Raw genomic sequence first — 17,265 nt, 5'->3', positions numbered from 1 at the left:
GGTAAGAAACATCAATTTTGCCCAATTATACCAAATGACACCGCACATTTGGTATGATCGACGATTATTCAGCGATTTTCCCAACTCCCTGCCCGTATTAAATCCAAAATCACCGGAAATCCTACCCGTGACTCCTGCATAAATGATGAATAGACGAAGCTGGGAACAAATCTCCAGGAATTGCGTCAGTATGCGTATACAGTATACCCTCATCGTCACTTCTCCCTTCCCTCGCCCGGCTGCCTCGCATTCTTCTGCACATGCCTGTCTCGCATTTTCCCGCAGCCGGCATTTTCGGCGGCCCAGTTTTTCCCGGTGGCCTTTTATTATCCTCTACGCTTACGTTACTCGTCAGCTTTTCTTCTCCCGGTCCCGGCATTTCCCAACGGCCAGTAAATAACCCGCACGCCGCTGAAGCCGCGGACGGATCCCGGGATTCATTTTATTGTCTGCCTGTAAGCGGATGAGAAAAACCGCCGCGCGGGCTCTATGCTTCTAACCATTCCGCGCGGCGGTTTCTTCAATCTCTATCCTCTGATATTCGCGATAATTTTCTTCATCAGTCCCACGCGTCCAAACGGCGTAATCAGATACCATCCGTCCGTGTAAGGCGCGATCTTTTCTGCGATGTCTGTGGAGAGGGAAACAGCAAGTTCTGCCGCCTCTTCCTTAGACAGGCCGTGATACTTTTCGATGATCTCCGGCGCTACGCTGATGCCGCTGATCTCACCGTCCATAAAGCGCGCATTCCGCTCGCTGACGATCGGAATGATGCCGCCCAGGATGTAGCCGCCATTCAGTTCCTTTCTGGCCAGTTTCAGATTTTCCAGGGCCTGATCACTCAGTACCGGCTGGGTGAGAAAGCCCACCATCCCGCGCTGCAGTTTTTCCTTTGCGCGGTTCAGCTCTACTTCAAAATTTCTGGCGTTCAGGTTCAGAGCGCCGAAAACGTGGAAAGGCGCAGGCAGCTCGGTTTTTCCAAGGCCCTGAATGAACGACGCCATCTTTCTGGAATTGAACTGGAAGACGCTCTTCACTTCATCGCGCTCCGCCGTCGGAATCGGGTCTCCGGTCACCACCAGTACATTTCTCACCCCAACCGCGCTGAGGCCCAGCAGAAGGCCCTTGGTGGCGTTCAGATTGCGGTCCCGGCAGGTCATATGCGGAAGCGCTTCCATGCCCAGATCTGACCTGATTTTACAAGCCAAAAGCGAGGAATCCATCCGGGCCCTGGCCACCGGGCAGTCAGCAATCGTCACAATATCCGTCCCCGCAACACCCAGCTGCGCGGCTCCGGCCATGTATTTCAGCAGATTTGTATCCGCCGGAGGGTCCATCTCCACCGCGATCACTTTTTCTCCGCGTTTCAGCTTTCTCCAGAACAGACTGTCATCCGGGTCTGTTTTTTTCTCCCTTGCCGCTTTGTGTTTTGTCTGAGGGGTGAATCCGCCTGCCTCAAGCGCTTTCCGGACTGCCTCGATATGCCGTGGTGTCGTGCCGCAGCAGCCGCCCAGAATCTTCACCCCGTCTGCCGCCAGCTGCGCCATGCCATCACCGAAATACACCGGGTCGCTGTCATAGAAGGTCCGGTTGTCGATAACCGTTGGATAGCCAGCGTTTGGCATGATGGACAAAGGCAGATCCGGCAAGGTCATATCGGAAAGCAGTTTCGCCATCTGACGGACACCAACCACGCAGTTCATGCCAACTGCATCGAAGAGCCCGCTCTCTGCAGCTTCATTGATCAGATCATTTCCAAACTGGCCGTCCCTGGTATATCCCTCCGGAAGCAGCGCAAAGGACACCACGATAAAGGGATCGGAAACGCGGCTGCGGATATAGGCAGCAGCTTCTTTCACCCCGTCCAGTGACGGAAGTGTCTCAAACAAAAAGTTCTCCGCGCCCATGTCGATAAATTTTCCGGCTGTCCAGCGGTATTCTTCTGCCGCCTCTTCTGCAGAGCGCCCGGTCACCGGGCCGAAATCTGCGAAAACTTCTGCCTGAAAGGGCTCTGCAGCTTTCACCGCGAGATTCCAGGAAGCATGAAGGATTTTTCCGCAGGTCTCCTCATCATAGATGGTGCGGTTTGCTGCAAAGGTGTTGGTTTTCAGGGCGCGGGCGCCGGCTTCCAGATATTCTCTGTGAATGGCGGAGACCAGGACCGGCTTATCGACAGAGGCCAGTTCACAGCCCTGGCCGGAAGTGTGCTCCTTTGCGGAGATGTATGTGCCCATGCCGCCGTCAAACAGCAGCCTTCCCTTTTTCAGTATTTCTTTTACGTGGTTCATCGCAGTTCTCCTTTTCCTCTCTAATCAGCCCAGCACTTCTTTTGCGGCATCGGCAGATGCCTTGGCATCACGGACGTAGTAATCGGCGCCCATCTCATCGGCGTATTCCTGGGTCATGACGGCTCCTCCTACCATGATTTTACACGGGTGGCCGGAGGCGTGAAGGGCGTCTACGGTTTTCCGCATGGAGACCACGGTGGTCGTCATCAGGGCGGACAGGCCGATCAGATGAACATCCTGCTCGATTGCCGTGTCCACGACTTTCTGCACCGGAACATCGCGTCCCAGGTCGATGACCTGATAGCCGTAATTTTCCAGAACAACTTTTACGATATTCTTTCCGATATCGTGAATGTCTCCTTCTACGGTTGCCACGATGATTTTTCCTTTGCTGACAGAGTCCCCGCTTCCGGCGATCTTCGATTTAATGTAGTCCAGTCCCGCGCAGGCGGCATCGGCAGCGTTGATCAGCTGCGGAAGGAAGAGGATCTGCTTCTCGTACTGGTCGCCGACAATGTCCAGGGCCGGAATGATCATCTGGTTGATGATGTCCATGCCTTCCATGGTTTTCATCAACTCGATCGTGATGTCCCTGGTTTCCCTCTTCATTCCCTTGAGAATGGCCCGTTCGATTCTGGCTTTTGGCGACTGGTCGGCATCGGATGGTCCTGAAGAAATGCTGCCGGACGGCGCCGCTGTTCCTGCTGCGGAAGGGGATGCTTTGGAAGCTGATTTTTCCATTTCCTTCTTTCTTTCCGGATCGGACATGCGTTCGATATAGGCCATGCAGTTTTCATCCTGCCCGGACAATGCGCGGAAGGAAGCGACAGCATCCATAATGGCGCGGCTGTTCGGATTGATAATCGGAAAATCCAGACCGCAGTACATGGCCTGGGTCAGAAAACTCTCTGTCACGTGCGTTCTTTCCGGAAGGCCGAAGGAAATGTTGCTGACTCCCAGAGCCGTGTGAAGTCCGAGCTCCTGTGTAACGCGGCGGACACCATCCAGGGTTTCTATGGCCTGGCTTTGCTGCGCAGAAACAGTCAGAGTCAGACAGTCGATGATCAGATCCTCTTTTGGAATTCCGTATTCACCGCAGGCCTTCTGAATATTTTCCGCGATCCGCACACGGTCGTCGGAAGTCTGTGGAAGGCCGGACTTATCCATGGTCAGGCCGATAACCGCCGCACCGTATTTCTTTACAATTGGAAGAATGGCCGCCTGCTTTTCCGGCTCTCCGTTTACGGAATTGACGATGGCGCGGCCATTGACGGCCCTGAGGCCGGCTTCTACGGCCTCCGGCTCGGGAGAATCGATCTGAAGCGGAATGGAAACAACGCTCTGCACGGCTTCCACGACTTCCTTCATCAGTTCTGCCTCATCCAGTCCCGGGACGCCGACGTTGACATCCAGAATTTCTGCTCCGGCATCCTGCTCGGCAATCGCGGTCTCCATGATATAGTCCAGGTCATGATCTTTCAGAGCCTGCTGAAAACGCTTTTTCCCGGTCGGATTAATTCTCTCTCCGACGACGTGGACATTTCCATTGAACTCTGCCATATATCCTGCCGAGCAGATGCCTCTTCTGCCTGCCCGCTGTGTCCGGCGCTCCTCTTCAGAAGGCCTTTCTGCTCCGCGGAAAGCCTCTGCAAGCCTTTCGATAAACTCCGGTGTTGTTCCGCAGCAGCCTCCCACAGCGCTGACCTGAAGCTCCTGATATTTACTCATCTGCTCTGCAAACTCAGCCGCGGCGATGGCATATTCACCTGTTTTCGGATCAGGAAGTCCTGCGTTCGGCTTAACAATCAGCGGAAGATCTGTCCAGTCACGCATTTCTTTAATCAGAGGATAAATTTCCTCCGGTCCCAGGGAACAGTTGATGCCGATGGCATCTGCGCCAAGGGAAGTCAGCGTCTGCGCCGCGCAGGACACGGAGGCCCCCAGAAAGGTTCTTCCGTTATCTTCAAAAGTCATCGTCACCCAGACCGGGAGATCGGTGTTTTCCTTAATCGCGAGAAGAGCCGCCTTTGCCTCATACAGATCCGTCAGGGTCTCGACAACGGCCAGGTCTGCCCCGGCCTTTTCTCCTGCCTCTGCCTCTTCTTTAAAAATATCATAGGCCTCTTCAAAACGCAGCGTCCCAAGGGGAGACAGAAGCTCTCCGATCGGTCCGATATCCAGTGCGGTTTTCGCGCGGCCTGCCGCCGCGGCTTTTGCGATTTTTACATTTTCTGTAATTACTTTCTCAGCGGAATGGCCCGTTCCCTCCAGCTTTCTCCGGTTGGCACCGAAAGTGCAGGCATAAATCACCTGACTTCCCGCGTCAATATAGTTCTGATGAATGGAACGGAGGACTTCAGGATGCTGCATGGCGAAAACTTCCGGATTTTCTCCGGTTTTCAGTCCTCTCTGCTGCAGCTCCGTTCCCATGGCTCCATCCAGAATGATTACCTTACTCATTGCTGATCTTCTCTCTTTCCCTTATCGGTCTATCCTATTTCCGGCCCCTGCGGGCCTTCCTTTTACCTTCTGATACAAGACTGCTCTTCCGACTATTACAGCGGCTCTCCCGTGCAGGTCACGCCTTTCTCCCGGAATCTGCAGTGTCTGAACATCGGGCAGTTTTCACAGCCCTTTTCTCTCAGTTTCAGCGGATGATCGGAAATTCCCATGATGGCCATAACCGATTTTCTCGGAATCATCAGATGCGTCGGGCTCTGGGTGACACCGATGCGTTTTTCTGCATTCAGCATCGAACAGAAATCCGGATTCTCGGAAAATGGGAGATCGCCATAGCCCGGACTGTAGCGGTCAGACAGGAACATGCCTTGCTCTTCAATTTTTGTCCTCAGATCCTGCTCAAAATTGTTACAGACGTTCTCAACGGCAGTGCTGGCGCAGGCATCCATAATCAGCGCATCGGACATGCTCTTTACTTCATAACGCATGAGCAGACGCTCCACCATGGCTCCGATGGTTGCCCCCAGCAGGACGGCCTCCTGACAGTTTTCCAGAAGATGGGCCATGTCGTTTCCTGCAAGGGTCAGCCCCTCCACATGACGCCGGCCGCCGCTTGCTTCAACCGGAAGACGCTTCCAGACGATCCGCGGAACAGATACGCGCATAACCTCTGCAATGCAGCTTCTGATCTGGCTGTGCAGGGCATCATCGATCTCCTGTCCGCGGTAGCCCAGATATTTCAGTATTTCATTCTCATTCAGATCGGTCAGTCTTGCCGAAATCATAGCAGTCTCCCTTCTTTACTCAAAACGTACTGCCATTATATCAAAAGAAAAGGACCTCTGCAGTGATTTTTGTGAAATCACCGCAAAAGTCCCCTGGTATTTTATTTCTGATTAACAAACCTGCAGCTGAGCATCTGTCTGATGCATCAGGAACTGACTTCCATCTACTCCTGAATCTGCTCGTCGGCTTCCGCTTCCTTCTCCAGCGGATCGTAGAGCGGCTGCTCTCTGTGACGGGAGAATCCGGACAGGTCGAACTTCTCCAGGTTCTCTACGATAGAACGTGTATCTGCCTTGTCCAGAATTTCCTTACGTGTATGCAGAGCCTTCGGGCTGTCGTCACGGCTGCTCGGTCCGTGGAAGCATCCGCCTTCACAGCACATTCCCTCGATGAACTCCTCAGGGAGTTTTCCGCGCTCAGCCAGAAGAAGGGTCTTCTTCAGTTCTGCGCCGCCGCTGACTCTGGCAACCTTCAGATCGCTGTTCTTTCCGGTTTCCTTCAGATACTCCAGGCAGGATCCGGAAACACCGCCGGATGTCGCATATTTCTTTCCGTAAACACTGGACTCCTGGTATTCGGTCTCAACCGGCTCCAGCTTGACGTCCTTAGCTCTCATGATGGCTTCGATCTCACTGTAGATCAGGGCATAATCTGCATTTCCTTCGATCTGCTGATCGACGATCTCCGACTTCTTTGCTACGCAAGGTCCAATGAAGACAACGACACATCCCTGATGACGGGCCTTCAGATAACGGGAAATCTCGCACATCGGGCTGACTGCCGTAGACACGGCATCTCTCAGCTTCGGATAATGACGAACGATCATGTTTACAAATCCCGGGCAGCAGGATGTGGTTCTCATTTCACCTTTTTCTGCAGCCTCGGCCCACTCATCTGCCTCTGCAGATGTGGTCAGGTCAGCGCCCAGGCCGACCTCGATAAAGTCTGTGAATCCGACTTCCTTCATGGCCTTCTTCCAGGATGCCATGTTGATGCCCTTGCCGAACTGTCCTTCTGTCGCAGGAGCGGCAACGGCGTAAACTTCCTTATCGGACTTGATTGCTTCGATGACCGGAACGATGGCATCCTTACTTCCGATTGCTGCGAACGGGCAGTGGTGGATGCACTGACCGCAGCGGATGCATTTTTCCTCATCGATGACGGAAAGTCCGTTCTCATCATAAGTCAGAGCATTAACCGGGCAGCTTGCCTTGCACGGACGCTTTAAATGCACGATGGCATTGTACGGACATGATCTCGCGCACATTCCGCACTCCTTACACTTATTCGGGTCGATGACCGAACGTTCTTTTCCCGGATGAATTGCGTCAAAACGGCAGCTCTTTACACAGGACTTGCCGACACAGTTCTGGCAGTTGTCGGTAACCACGTAGCTGGAAATCGGGCAGTCTGCGCATGCCGCCTCGATAACCTGAATGACATTTCCATTATCCTCAGGACCAGGTGCCTTGCCCAGGGCCAGATGTACTCTGCCCCTTACGATTTCTCTTTCCTTATACACGCAGCATCTCCAGTGAGGAATGGTACCCGGGATGATCTTCTGCGGAATAAACTCCGCCTTCTCCTCGAGCTCCCCCTCGAAGGCGAGTTTGGCAACCTCATACATGACGTCACGCTTCAGGTCCAAAATACTCTCATCTGCACGCATTTTATCCTCCATATCTTAATCTGGTATACAGTATCCGACTTAACTCTTTCATCATCGTATCAATCTTCGATTGGAATGTACAGTGAAATAAGCTTTTATTCAAGTACTTTTTTTGGACCATTGTAAATTTATGATAACGCACAAGAAAAGGCGGATTTTCTATAGATTGATAACAAATTATCATGTTCTCTCACTATAAAACACCCGTCTTTCTGGTATAGATGTATTGAATTATATTGTATACATAAATTCGTGAAATCTATCGGACATCCCTTCCGCAGATCGTGCTTCCCGCCGTCCATCCGGTGGACCAGGCAATCTGCAGATTGTATCCGCCCGTTTCCGCGTCCAGGTCCAGAAGCTCGCCAGCAAACTTCAGCCCGGCGCATTTCTTCGACGCCATCGTCTTCTGGTCGATCTCCTGTGTCCGGATTCCGCCCTGAGTAATCACGGCATCCCGGAAACCCTGGCTCCCGGTAATTGTCAGCTCCAGATTATGAAGATTCTCAAGCAGCCGATTCCGCTCCTTTTTCTTCAGCATCCCGGCCTCTTCATCCGGACCGATCCCGCTCTTCTCCAGCAGATCCCTTACTGCTGCCTGCGGAATCCCGGTGAACTTCACGTTCTTCATCCTCCGGTGGGGCTGTTTCTTCTGCTCTTCCTGCAGAAAATTATCCGTCTCTTCCCAGCTCTCCTCCGGCAGCAGGTCCAGAATCAGGCGCGCGCCCTCCGGGCTTTTCCCCTTCAGCGCGGACAAAAAATGACTGGACAAGTTCAGAACGGCGGGGCCGCTCAGACCGTAATGCGTCACCATGACCGGGCCTTTCCCCTCGGCCAGTTTCTTTTTGCCGCTTCTTACCTGAAGGCGGACATCCGGAAAGCTGACCCCCTGAAGGCCGCTCAGATCTTCCTGAAGAATCAGGGGAACCAGCGCCGGGCGGCAGGGCGTAATCCTGTGTCCGCAGGAGCTGGCCATGCGGCAGCCGTCGCCGTCTGAACCAAGGGCCGGTGCGGCCAGACCGCCGGTCGTTACGATCACCCAGTCCGCATAATATTCTTTTCCGGATTCTGTTCTCACCCCGCTGCAGCGCAACCTTACAGAGTTCTTTCCAGTCTGCTCTTCCGGCTGCTTTTCTTCCAGCAGCAATTCTTCCGCCCGGCAGGAGCAGCGGATATCCACGGAATACCTCTTCAGGAGGGTAATCAGCGCGTCCCGGACATCTTCCGCGCGGCCGGATGCCGGAAAAATCCTTCCGTTGTCTTCTTCTCTGGTTTTCAGGCCCGCGCTTCCAAGAAGCTCCAGCAGGTCCTGATTCGAAAATGTCTGAAAGGCAGAATACAAGAATCTCGGATTCGAGATCACGTGTCCGCGGATCTCCTCCATGTCCCGGCTGTTGGTCAGGTTGCAGCGCCCGTTTCCCGTAATCAGAAGCTTTTTCCCGAGAACAGGATTTCTCTCCAGCAGCAAAACACGGCAGCCGGCCCGGCCGGCGGCAATTGCCGCCGTCATGCCTGCCGGGCCGCCGCCCACAACAATTACGGATGGTTTTTCTTTAATATTCTTCATAGCTTCCCAGATATCTGAACTCCAGACTCATTTCCTGCAGCTGGTTGATCATCTGTGCGAACTCTTCCGAGTACACGGATTCCTCGATATCGAAATAGAACATGAACTCGAATTCTCTGCTCGGAAGCGGACGGCTCTCCAGCTTCAGCAGGTTGATGCCCATGGCGTTGAATCTTGCCATAACCTGATAGAGGGAGCCCGGCTCATGTTTCAGGACGATCATGATGCTGGTTCTGTCTGCGCCCGGATAGATCTCAAGATCCTTGGCGATGCAGATGAAGCGTGTGTAGTTATTGTCTCTGTCCTGAATGGATTCTTCCAGACACTCCAGTCCGTAAAGCTCACCGTTTTCCACAGAGCCGATTGCAGCCGCGTCCTTCCTCCCGGACTCAGCAACCATTTTGGCTGCCTGCGCGGTGTTCTCGCAGACGTGGAGGGTTGCCATCGGGAAATGCTTCAGATAGTCCTCGCACTGGGAAAGAGCCTGTTCATGGGAATAAATATCTTTGATCTCTTCCTTATTGGTTCCCGGGTTGACCAGAAGGCAGTGGTCAATTCTGATTCTCATGCTTCTTACGATGTGGAAATGGTATTCCTGCATGAGGTCGTAAACCTGGTTGACAGATCCTGCCGTGCTGTTTTCAATCGGAAGAACGCCGTAGTGGCAGAGACCGGAATCGATGGCCGCGAATACGCCTCGGAAATTCTTCATGTACATGATCACCGGCATCTTGAACATCTTATCGCAGGCCTGCTGGGAATACGCACCCTGCACGCCCTGGCAGGCAACGGCCGGTGCATCCGGGAATTTCTTCGGTGTATTTTTAATCGCGTCCATGATCTGCTCAACCAGCGGGGACGGCTTATCAAGGGTTCTGACCTGGTGGTCTCTGCTCATCTCCATAATGGAAGAGAAGAGAAGACGGTTGTAGTAAGCCAGATCCGGAGAGGAAATCTCCTGAATATGATCCAGAAGTGTGCGTTCTCTTATCGGGTCCAGAATTCTTAGACCCTTTTCATCCTTGTATTCGGCGATTTTTTCCGAAATACGCATTCTCTCTTCGATTTTCTCTACCAATTCACGGTCAATAGCATCAATCTGCTTTCTATAGTCCTGAATATCCATTCTGTCTCCTGTCCTTTAAATTAAGTCTGCCGGATTCATTAAATTGATCAGAGCCAGCGCAGCGGCAGACTCGACACAAGGAAGGGCTCTCGGCACAATGCACGGGTCGTGGCGTCCTTTGATTTCCAGCACCGCATCTTTTCCCGTGGACCAGCTGATGCTGTCCTGCGGCTTTGCGATGGACGGTGTCGGCTTGAATGCGCAGCGGAATACGATCTCCATTCCGTTCGTGATTCCGCCTAAGATTCCTCCACTGTTATTGGAACGGGTACGGATTTTTCCGTCCTCATCCATGTAAAACGGGTCGTTGTTCTGACTGCCTCTCATTCCGGCTGCAGAGAATCCCGCGCCGAATTCAATTCCTTTTACCGCCGGAATCGCGAACACGGTCTGCGCAATGGTATTTTCCACACCATCGAACATCGGATCTCCGATTCCCGCCGGCACGCCGGTTACTCTGCATTCTACAATACCTCCGACCGAATCCAGATCCTCTCTGGCCCGGTCAATTTCTGCGTACGGATCCTCACTGTTTCCGCCGATCTCCACAATCCGCGCGTCGATTTCTATCCCTTTCCGCTGCAGAATCTGCTTGAAAATTCCTCCCGCAACGCACAGCGGCGCCGTCAGACGTCCGGAGAAGTGACCTCCTCCACGAACATCCTCAAAGCCTCTGTATTTAATGTGGGCGGTCAGATCTGCGTGACCAGGACGCGGAATATCCCGGATATTATCGTAATCCTTAGACTTGGTATTGGTGTTACGGATCAGCGCTGTAAGCGGCGTTCCACAGGTGATATCCTCCACCAGTCCGCTGATAAATTCCGGACGGTCCGCTTCCTTTCTCGGGGTAGAATACCGGCTCTGTCCCGGAGCCCGACGGTTCATAAATCGCTGAAGCTCCGCCATGTCGATCCTTATCCCGGCCGGCAGTCCGTCAATCGTGACGCCGATCGCCTCCGAATGCGACTGACCGAAGATTGAGATCCTCACCCATTTTCCATATGATGAAGACATAGGATTGATTTCCTTTCTTTTTCTCTGTTATTTTCTGCTCCTCCGGACAAAATCCACCCGGCAAGAGCTTTCCTTTCTACTATTTTCTGATGACCTTTCCGTCCAATCCCGCCTTTTTCATTTCCTCAAAAAAGGTCGGATAGGACTTGGATGCCGCCTCGGATCCAAGAATGGTCACCGGATTCTGGCAGGCCGTCGAAGCTGCGGCTGCCATCATGACGATGCGGTGGTCATGAAAACCGTCTGCCTCGCCGCCGGTCAGTTTTTGTCCTCCGCTGCCGTGGATCACAAGGCCGTCCGGCTTTTCTTCAATATCTGCACCCAGTCCGTTCAGTACAGCGGACACAGCCGTCAGGCGGTCGCTTTCCTTCATCCGCAGACGCTCTGCGTGGGAAATCACCGTGGTTCCCTCTGCCAGACAGGCCGTCAGCGCCAGCTCCGGAACAATGTCCGGGATGTTTCCGGCATCGATTTCCATGCCCTGCAGCTTCCCGCACGCCGGACGGACGGTCACGGTATCTCCCTGCATCTGCGCGTCGGCTCCGAACTTCTGAAGCAGCGCCAGCATCGCAGAATCCCCCTGGGCGGTGCCGCTCTGGAGGCCGTGCACGGAAACCGGCTCTTCACCGATCGCTCCCATGGTCATCCAGAAGGCTGCATTGGACCAGTCGCCTTCTACTTTATAGATGTCAGGACCGGAATAGGTCTGTTTTCCCGGAATCTCAATCCGGCTGCCGGAATCCTTAAACTGAATTCCGAAACGCTGAAGTGTCCGTTCCGTCATCTTTACGTATCCGGCAGACTGAAGACCGCCCGGGATTTCAATGACGCTGTCTTCCTCCAGAAGAGGAAGGGCGAATAATAAGCCGCTGATGTACTGGGAGGACACATTTCCCGGAATGGTGAAGGTTCCCGGGGTCAGCTGTCCCTCAATCTCAAAAGGCACAATTCCCGGTGCGCTCAGCCTGCAGCCGTGTTTTTCCAGCTCTTCATAGAGAGGAGAAAGGGGCCGCTGCGGAAGTCTTCCCTCCGGATAGAATTTTCCGTGCACGCCCAGAGCCGCTGTAACCGGAAGCAGAAAGCGGAGTGTCGAACCGCTTTCGCGGCAGTGCAGCGCTGCCTCTCCGCCCCGTCCGGCGTTCTTCAGAGCCTCCATGCAGGAAACGGTTGCGGAAATATCATCGGACCCGCCTTCAAGAGACACCCGGCAGGGATGGCCGGTCATCCCGGAAAGACAGGCGCAGATCCACGCCCGGTGCGCATCCGATTTGCTTGCTGTAATGGTAATTTCTTTCATTTCCCTTACTCCGCTCCATTTCCTTCCCGGTCGACAGCCGGCCGGCCGATCTCAAGCAGTTCCTTCAGATCTTCCACCGGAACCGTCTTGCGGACACACTTGCCGATACGCTCTGGAATCACCAGATCGATCGAGTTTTTCTCCCGCTTCTTGTCTGAACACATAATATCATATAAAGAATCGTTATCGTAAGGAACGGAAAGATCGAATCCGTATTCTTTCAACATGGCATGAAGCTCATCGAAAACAGACTGCTCACACCAGCCCTTTTTCACAGCAATGGCGGTGATGTAATTCATGCCTTTGGCTACGGAAAGGCCGTGGCTGAAGCGGAAATCACTGCATTTCTCAATTGCATGGCCGATGGTGTGACCGAAATTCAGAAGATGGCGGACACCGTAGTCGAATTCATCTTCCTCAACGAACTTCTTCTTGATGGAGACACAGGTCTCTACGATGTTTTCCAGATTCTTCCACGATGCTTCCACATCCTTCAGCTCGGCAAACAATTTTTCATCGGCGATCATGCCGTACTTGATGACTTCTGCCATGCCATCCAGCAGAACGCTCTTCGGCAGTGAGTTCAGAAGCTCCGCGTCCTGCAGAACCAGTTCCGGCTGATGGAAGGCTCCGGCAAGGTTTTTCCCCTCCGGAAGGTTGATGGCGGTCTTCCCCCCGACCGAAGAATCTACAGCCGCAAGAAGAGTGGTCGGGACCTGAATCACGCGGATGCCGCGGAGATAAGTGGCTGCGGTAAATCCGGCCAGATCGCCGACCATTCCGCCGCCCAGTGCCACGACACCGTCAGAGCGCGTCAGCGGAATCTCTGCCAGCTTGTTCAGCATCTCCAGGTAAACCCTTCCGCTCTTCGACTCTTCTCCTGCAGGAACAGTAAATGTGTATACCTGAAATCCCGCTTCCTTCAGCGATTTGGTGCAGTCCAGCAGGTATCGCGGCCCCACGTTTTCATCCGTGATCACCGCCAGTTTCCCGCCGTCCTGAATCTTTTTCACACGACTGCCGATTTCCTCCAGTTTCATTTTCTGCTCCCTTCCGTTCTCCGCTTTTTCTTCTGTTATTATGAACTACTGCGCATTGGCTGCGAGAATTTCCTTTTCTTCTCTTCCTTCTGCCAGAAGATCGGTAAGCTCATCGCGGTCGTTGTTTTCCAGCGCTTCCCTATATTTCTGCAGTTCCCCGATCAAAAGGTTCAGCTTGTCAAGGAGGTTATCCCTGTTCTCCAGGAAGAGGTCCGCCCAGACATGCTCATTAAGGAAGGCGACTCTGGTCATATCCCGGAAGCTGCCTCCGGCAACCTCTGCCTCTTCACGGATTCCGTCATCACACTTGACGAAGGAGCTGGAAACCAGGTGAGACAGCTGGGAAGTAAAGGCGATGACCTCATCATGCTCATCCGGAGTCATGACAGAGAATCTGCTGAATCCCGCTTTTCTGAGGACATCCTTGACTTCTCCCATCAGGTCCAGATTGTTTCTGTCCCGGTCGCTCGGGATGACTGCACAGACCGCACCTTCAAACATATCCTCTTCACTGTTCTTGAATCCCCAGTTTTCGCGTCCTGCCATCGGGTGGGTGCTGACAAAGGTGATTCCTGCTGTCTTTTCCAGCTCGAATCCAATCTTGCAGATACTGCGCTTGACGCCGCAGCAGTCCATGATAACCGGCTGCTTTTCACGCTTTCCGATCTTTTCTGCGTGATCCTTCAGCCAGTCTTCCGCCGCTTTCGGTGGAATGGCCAGGAAGATGTAATCACATTCATTGACGTTATTCTCATCCAGAACCTCATCGCAGCTTCCCTGCATCTGAACGAACTGAAGCGTCAGCGGCTGTACATCATAGCCGTAGACTTCAGCTCCGGATGCCTTCAATGCTCTTGCCAGAGATCCTCCGATCAGCCCAAGTCCTACGATTCCAACCTTCATTGTCTTACTCCTTTCCGATCAGATGCTTCCTGATCCTCACGCAGCCGGACCTTCCGGCCGCGCGTTTTTTTCTTGCATGTTGTATTTTGTCCTGCGGCAGTGATGCGCCGCGAAAAATTACATCTATATAGTAATAATTAGTCTTCCAATGCTGCTGCACGGACACGTCTTACCGCATTCATGGTGTCATCGAACATATCCGGGGTCTGGGACTGTGCGCCATCGCAGAGTGCCTTGGACGGATTATTGTGAACCTCGATCATGAGTCCGTCTGCTCCGCATGCTGCTGCGGCCAGAGCCATCGGCTTAACGAAGTTTCTGCGGCCCGTTGCATGGCTCGGGTCTACGACAACAGGAAGGTGGCTCTTCTCGTGAAGTGCGACAACCGCAGACAGGTCCAGGGTGTTTCTAGTGTAGGACTCAAAAGTGCGGATTCCTCTCTCGCAGAGGATGACCTTCTCATTTCCGCCTGCCATGATGTACTCCGCGCTCATCAGGAGCTCCTGCAGCGTATTGGCAAGTCCTCTCTTCAGCATGATCGGCTTGTCGAGCTTTCCGAGTGCCTTCAGCAGTTCGAAGTTCTGCATGTTTCTGGCACCAACCTGAATGATATCAACGTTCTCGAACAGTGGAATGTGGTTTTCATTCATGATCTCGGAAACGATCGGAAGTCCGGTTGCTTCCTTGGCCTTTTCCAGCAGTTCCAGACCTTCTGCGCGCTTTCCCTGGAAGGAGTAAGGCGAAGTTCTCGGCTTGAAGGCACCGCCTCTGAGGAGGTTGGCACCTGCGGCCTTGACACGCTTCGCAACCTCGACGATCTGCTCTTCAGACTCTACGGAACACGGTCCTGCGATAACGGCGAAGTTGCCGCCGCCTATCTTGACTCCATTGACATCGATGACGGTGTCTTCCGGATGGAAGGCTCTGTTTGCCTTCTTATATGGTTCTGTAACACGCTTGACATCCTGAACGATATCGAGCATGGAGAGCATTTCTACATCGATTCTGCTGACGTCACCCACCAGTCCGATAATAGTCTGGTATGTGCCCTCAGAAACGTCTGCCTTGACACCCTGCTGCTCGAGCCATTCTACCAGCTGATTCTGCTGTTCCTTCGGTGTGTCGTGTTTCAGTACTACAATCATTTCATCCTCCCTGCGCTTTTGCGCACATCCTTCTTCTTTACTTCCTGCAGATTTCTGCGTAAGGCTTTTTGATTTCATCCGGCAGCCAGCCGCGTTCCTAAAAAAACAGCCCCGCAGACTTTGCTGCGAGGCTTGATTTCAATCACTTCTGTGATGAGTTCATTCCGATTTACGCCCGATTGGCGATTGCAGCAAAACAGCTTCTTCTTTTGTTAAAGAAAAAGTAATAATAATAGTATTCTGCTGCAAACCAGAAGTTTCTCATCGTAAATGAATTCCTTTCCATTTCTGTCATTATACTGATGACTACTGTCACTATCATGATGACATTGCTAGGTTAACACGTTTTTCCCGATTCGTCCAGTACCTTTTCACAAATTTTATATGTTTTTTTGTTTTTAATATACAAACTATCGAAAGATATGTTGTAAAATAACTTGACAGAATCCTGATTCTGCGGTTCAATAGTTTTATGTTATCATGCGTTAAAGCGATAAAGCATTAAAGTGGACACAATCCGTCAGGATCGGACAAAAGAAATAAGCAAGAGGTGTACATATATGAAGATTATCAAAGAGTCAAAACAGAGAACCGCGCAGGACCGCCGCGCCGTCAGAACCGCTGTTTCGGACATCATCGATGATGTGATCGAAAACGGTGATGACGCTCTTCAGAAATACTGCAGAAAGTTCGACGATAATAACAGGGAAGATTTCCGTGTAACAAAAGAGGAAATCCAGGAAGCCTATGATGCGGTTTCCGAGCAGGAACTCTCTGATCTGAAGGCCGCACACGCAAACATCCAGGCATTCGCGGCTGCCCAGAGAAAGACACTGACCGAGGTTCATGACTTCAGCCCGAGAGAAGGCATTTACTTAAGCGACCGAGTCATTCCGGTCCGTTCCTGCCTCTGCTACGTGCCGGGAGGACGCTTTCCACTTTACTCCAGCGCGCTGATGCTGATCACCCCAGCCAAAGAAGCTGGCGTAAGGCGTATCGTCTCCTGTTCTCCTGCCATAAGAGGAACGGGAAAGATCAATCCGAAGACCCTGGTTGCCATGGATCTTGCAGGAGCCGATGAAATCTATGCCGTATCCGGTGCCCAGGCCATCGCCGCATTCTCCTATGGAACAGAAAACATCAAACCGGTAGATATGATTGTCGGCCCGGGAAATCAGTACGTTGCAGAAGCAAAACGCCAGTGCTACGGACAGGTCGGCATCGACTTTGTCGCCGGCCCGAGTGAAGTTCTGGTGGTCGCGGATAAAAATGCCCGCCCTGATGTTCTGGCCGCTGACCTGATGGCGCAGTCTGAACATGACCCGAATGCCAAGGGAATTCTGCTGACTGACAGTGAAGAACTGGGACGTGCCGTCATGAAGTATGTAGATGAAGAACTGAAGATTCTTCCAGAAGCAAACCGTGCCAATGCATCCGCTTCCTGGCAGGACTACGGAGAAATCCGTGTTCTGGACAAGCTGGAGGATGCCGTTGAAATTGCCAATGAGATCGCGCCGGAGCACCTGGAAATCAATGTCGCTGATCCGGAAGCCATCCACGAAAAGTTCGTCAACTACGGATCCATGTTCATCGGCGGAAATACTGCAGAAGTCTTCGGAGATTACGCATCCGGCACCAACCACACTCTTCCGACCATGCGGGCTGCCCGCTACACCGGAGGTGTCTGGACCGGCATGTTCCTGAAGGTCTGCACACACCAAAGCATGACCAGAGAAGCCTCTCAGAAGATTGCCCCTCTCACGGCCAGAATGGCAAGAGGAGAAGGTCTGGAAGGACACGCCATCGCCGCGGATAAGCGCAAGGCCTGATCCTCGTTTTACAGGCAGAGGGTTCTGGTCAATGCCTTCGGGATTTGACCATGATTTCCGGGGGCCGTCACCACTGATCCAGCCCTGCTGAAAGCCCCTGTGAACTTTACCACGATAAATCAAAAGTGGACTAAACTG

At 52.8% G+C, this 17,265-nt stretch carries 12 protein-coding genes; 1 reads left to right on the top strand and 11 read right to left on the bottom strand.

Annotated elements, in window-relative coordinates:
• Positions 1-527 precede the first annotated feature (527 nt).
• From ACI77B_RS05245 to aroF, 11 genes are all read right to left on the bottom strand, one after another.
• A complete protein-coding gene (locus ACI77B_RS05245) occupies positions 528-2,288 on the bottom strand; it encodes a bifunctional homocysteine S-methyltransferase/methylenetetrahydrofolate reductase (protein ID WP_409335858.1) in 1,761 nt (586 codons plus the stop codon).
• A 24-nt stretch (positions 2,289-2,312) separates the two neighbouring features.
• Complete coding sequence (locus tag ACI77B_RS05240) at positions 2,313-4,748, bottom strand: homocysteine S-methyltransferase family protein (RefSeq protein WP_409335857.1); 2,436 nt, start codon at positions 4,746-4,748, stop codon at positions 2,313-2,315.
• Positions 4,749-4,843: 95 nt separating this feature from the next.
• The gene (locus ACI77B_RS05235; protein ID WP_409335856.1) at positions 4,844-5,533 is read right to left on the bottom strand and encodes a methionine synthase; all 690 of its coding nucleotides are present in this window, start codon (positions 5,531-5,533) and stop codon (positions 4,844-4,846) included.
• Positions 5,534-5,697: 164 nt separating this feature from the next.
• Positions 5,698-7,203, bottom strand: coding sequence for a 4Fe-4S dicluster domain-containing protein (locus ACI77B_RS05230; RefSeq protein WP_409335855.1), 1,506 nt, complete (start codon positions 7,201-7,203; stop codon positions 5,698-5,700).
• Positions 7,204-7,462: 259 nt separating this feature from the next.
• Positions 7,463-8,770 carry an NAD(P)/FAD-dependent oxidoreductase gene (locus tag ACI77B_RS05225; protein WP_409335854.1) on the bottom strand — a complete coding sequence of 436 codons (1,308 nt, stop codon included), beginning with the start codon at positions 8,768-8,770 and terminating at the stop codon, positions 7,463-7,465.
• Positions 8,757-9,896 carry a prephenate dehydratase gene (pheA, locus tag ACI77B_RS05220; protein ID WP_409335853.1) on the bottom strand — a complete coding sequence of 380 codons (1,140 nt, stop codon included), beginning with the start codon at positions 9,894-9,896 and terminating at the stop codon, positions 8,757-8,759. The genes ACI77B_RS05225 and pheA overlap by 14 nt, the downstream gene beginning before the upstream one ends.
• A gap of 15 nt (positions 9,897-9,911) precedes the next feature.
• Positions 9,912-10,913, bottom strand: a complete 1,002-nt coding sequence (locus ACI77B_RS05215) for a chorismate synthase (RefSeq protein WP_409335852.1) — start codon at positions 10,911-10,913, stop codon at positions 9,912-9,914.
• A 79-nt stretch (positions 10,914-10,992) separates the two neighbouring features.
• On the bottom strand, positions 10,993-12,210 hold the full coding sequence (gene aroA, locus ACI77B_RS05210; RefSeq protein ID WP_409335851.1) for a 3-phosphoshikimate 1-carboxyvinyltransferase: 1,218 nt from the start codon (positions 12,208-12,210) through the stop codon (positions 10,993-10,995).
• 5 nt (positions 12,211-12,215) lie between these two features.
• On the bottom strand, positions 12,216-13,250 hold the full coding sequence (gene aroB / locus ACI77B_RS05205; RefSeq protein WP_409335850.1) for a 3-dehydroquinate synthase: 1,035 nt from the start codon (positions 13,248-13,250) through the stop codon (positions 12,216-12,218).
• 45 nt (positions 13,251-13,295) lie between these two features.
• Positions 13,296-14,153 carry a prephenate dehydrogenase gene (locus ACI77B_RS05200; RefSeq protein WP_409335849.1) on the bottom strand — a complete coding sequence of 286 codons (858 nt, stop codon included), beginning with the start codon at positions 14,151-14,153 and terminating at the stop codon, positions 13,296-13,298.
• A gap of 137 nt (positions 14,154-14,290) precedes the next feature.
• Positions 14,291-15,298 carry a 3-deoxy-7-phosphoheptulonate synthase gene (aroF, locus tag ACI77B_RS05195; RefSeq protein ID WP_409335848.1) on the bottom strand — a complete coding sequence of 336 codons (1,008 nt, stop codon included), beginning with the start codon at positions 15,296-15,298 and terminating at the stop codon, positions 14,291-14,293.
• A gap of 560 nt (positions 15,299-15,858) precedes the next feature.
• Between aroF and hisD the strand changes: the two genes are divergently transcribed.
• Positions 15,859-17,127: a histidinol dehydrogenase gene (gene hisD / locus ACI77B_RS05190; protein ID WP_409335847.1), complete on the top strand. Its 1,269-nt coding sequence runs from the start codon at positions 15,859-15,861 to the stop codon at positions 17,125-17,127.
• The last annotated feature ends 138 nt before the right edge of the window (positions 17,128-17,265 follow it).

Source organism: Eubacterium sp. F2, from assembly GCF_046244355.1.
GTDB lineage: Bacteria > Bacillota > Clostridia > Peptostreptococcales > Anaerovoracaceae > Aminicella.
The sequence above is the reverse complement of the archived record's forward strand: the minus strand, read 5'-3'. Positions and strand labels throughout refer to the sequence as shown.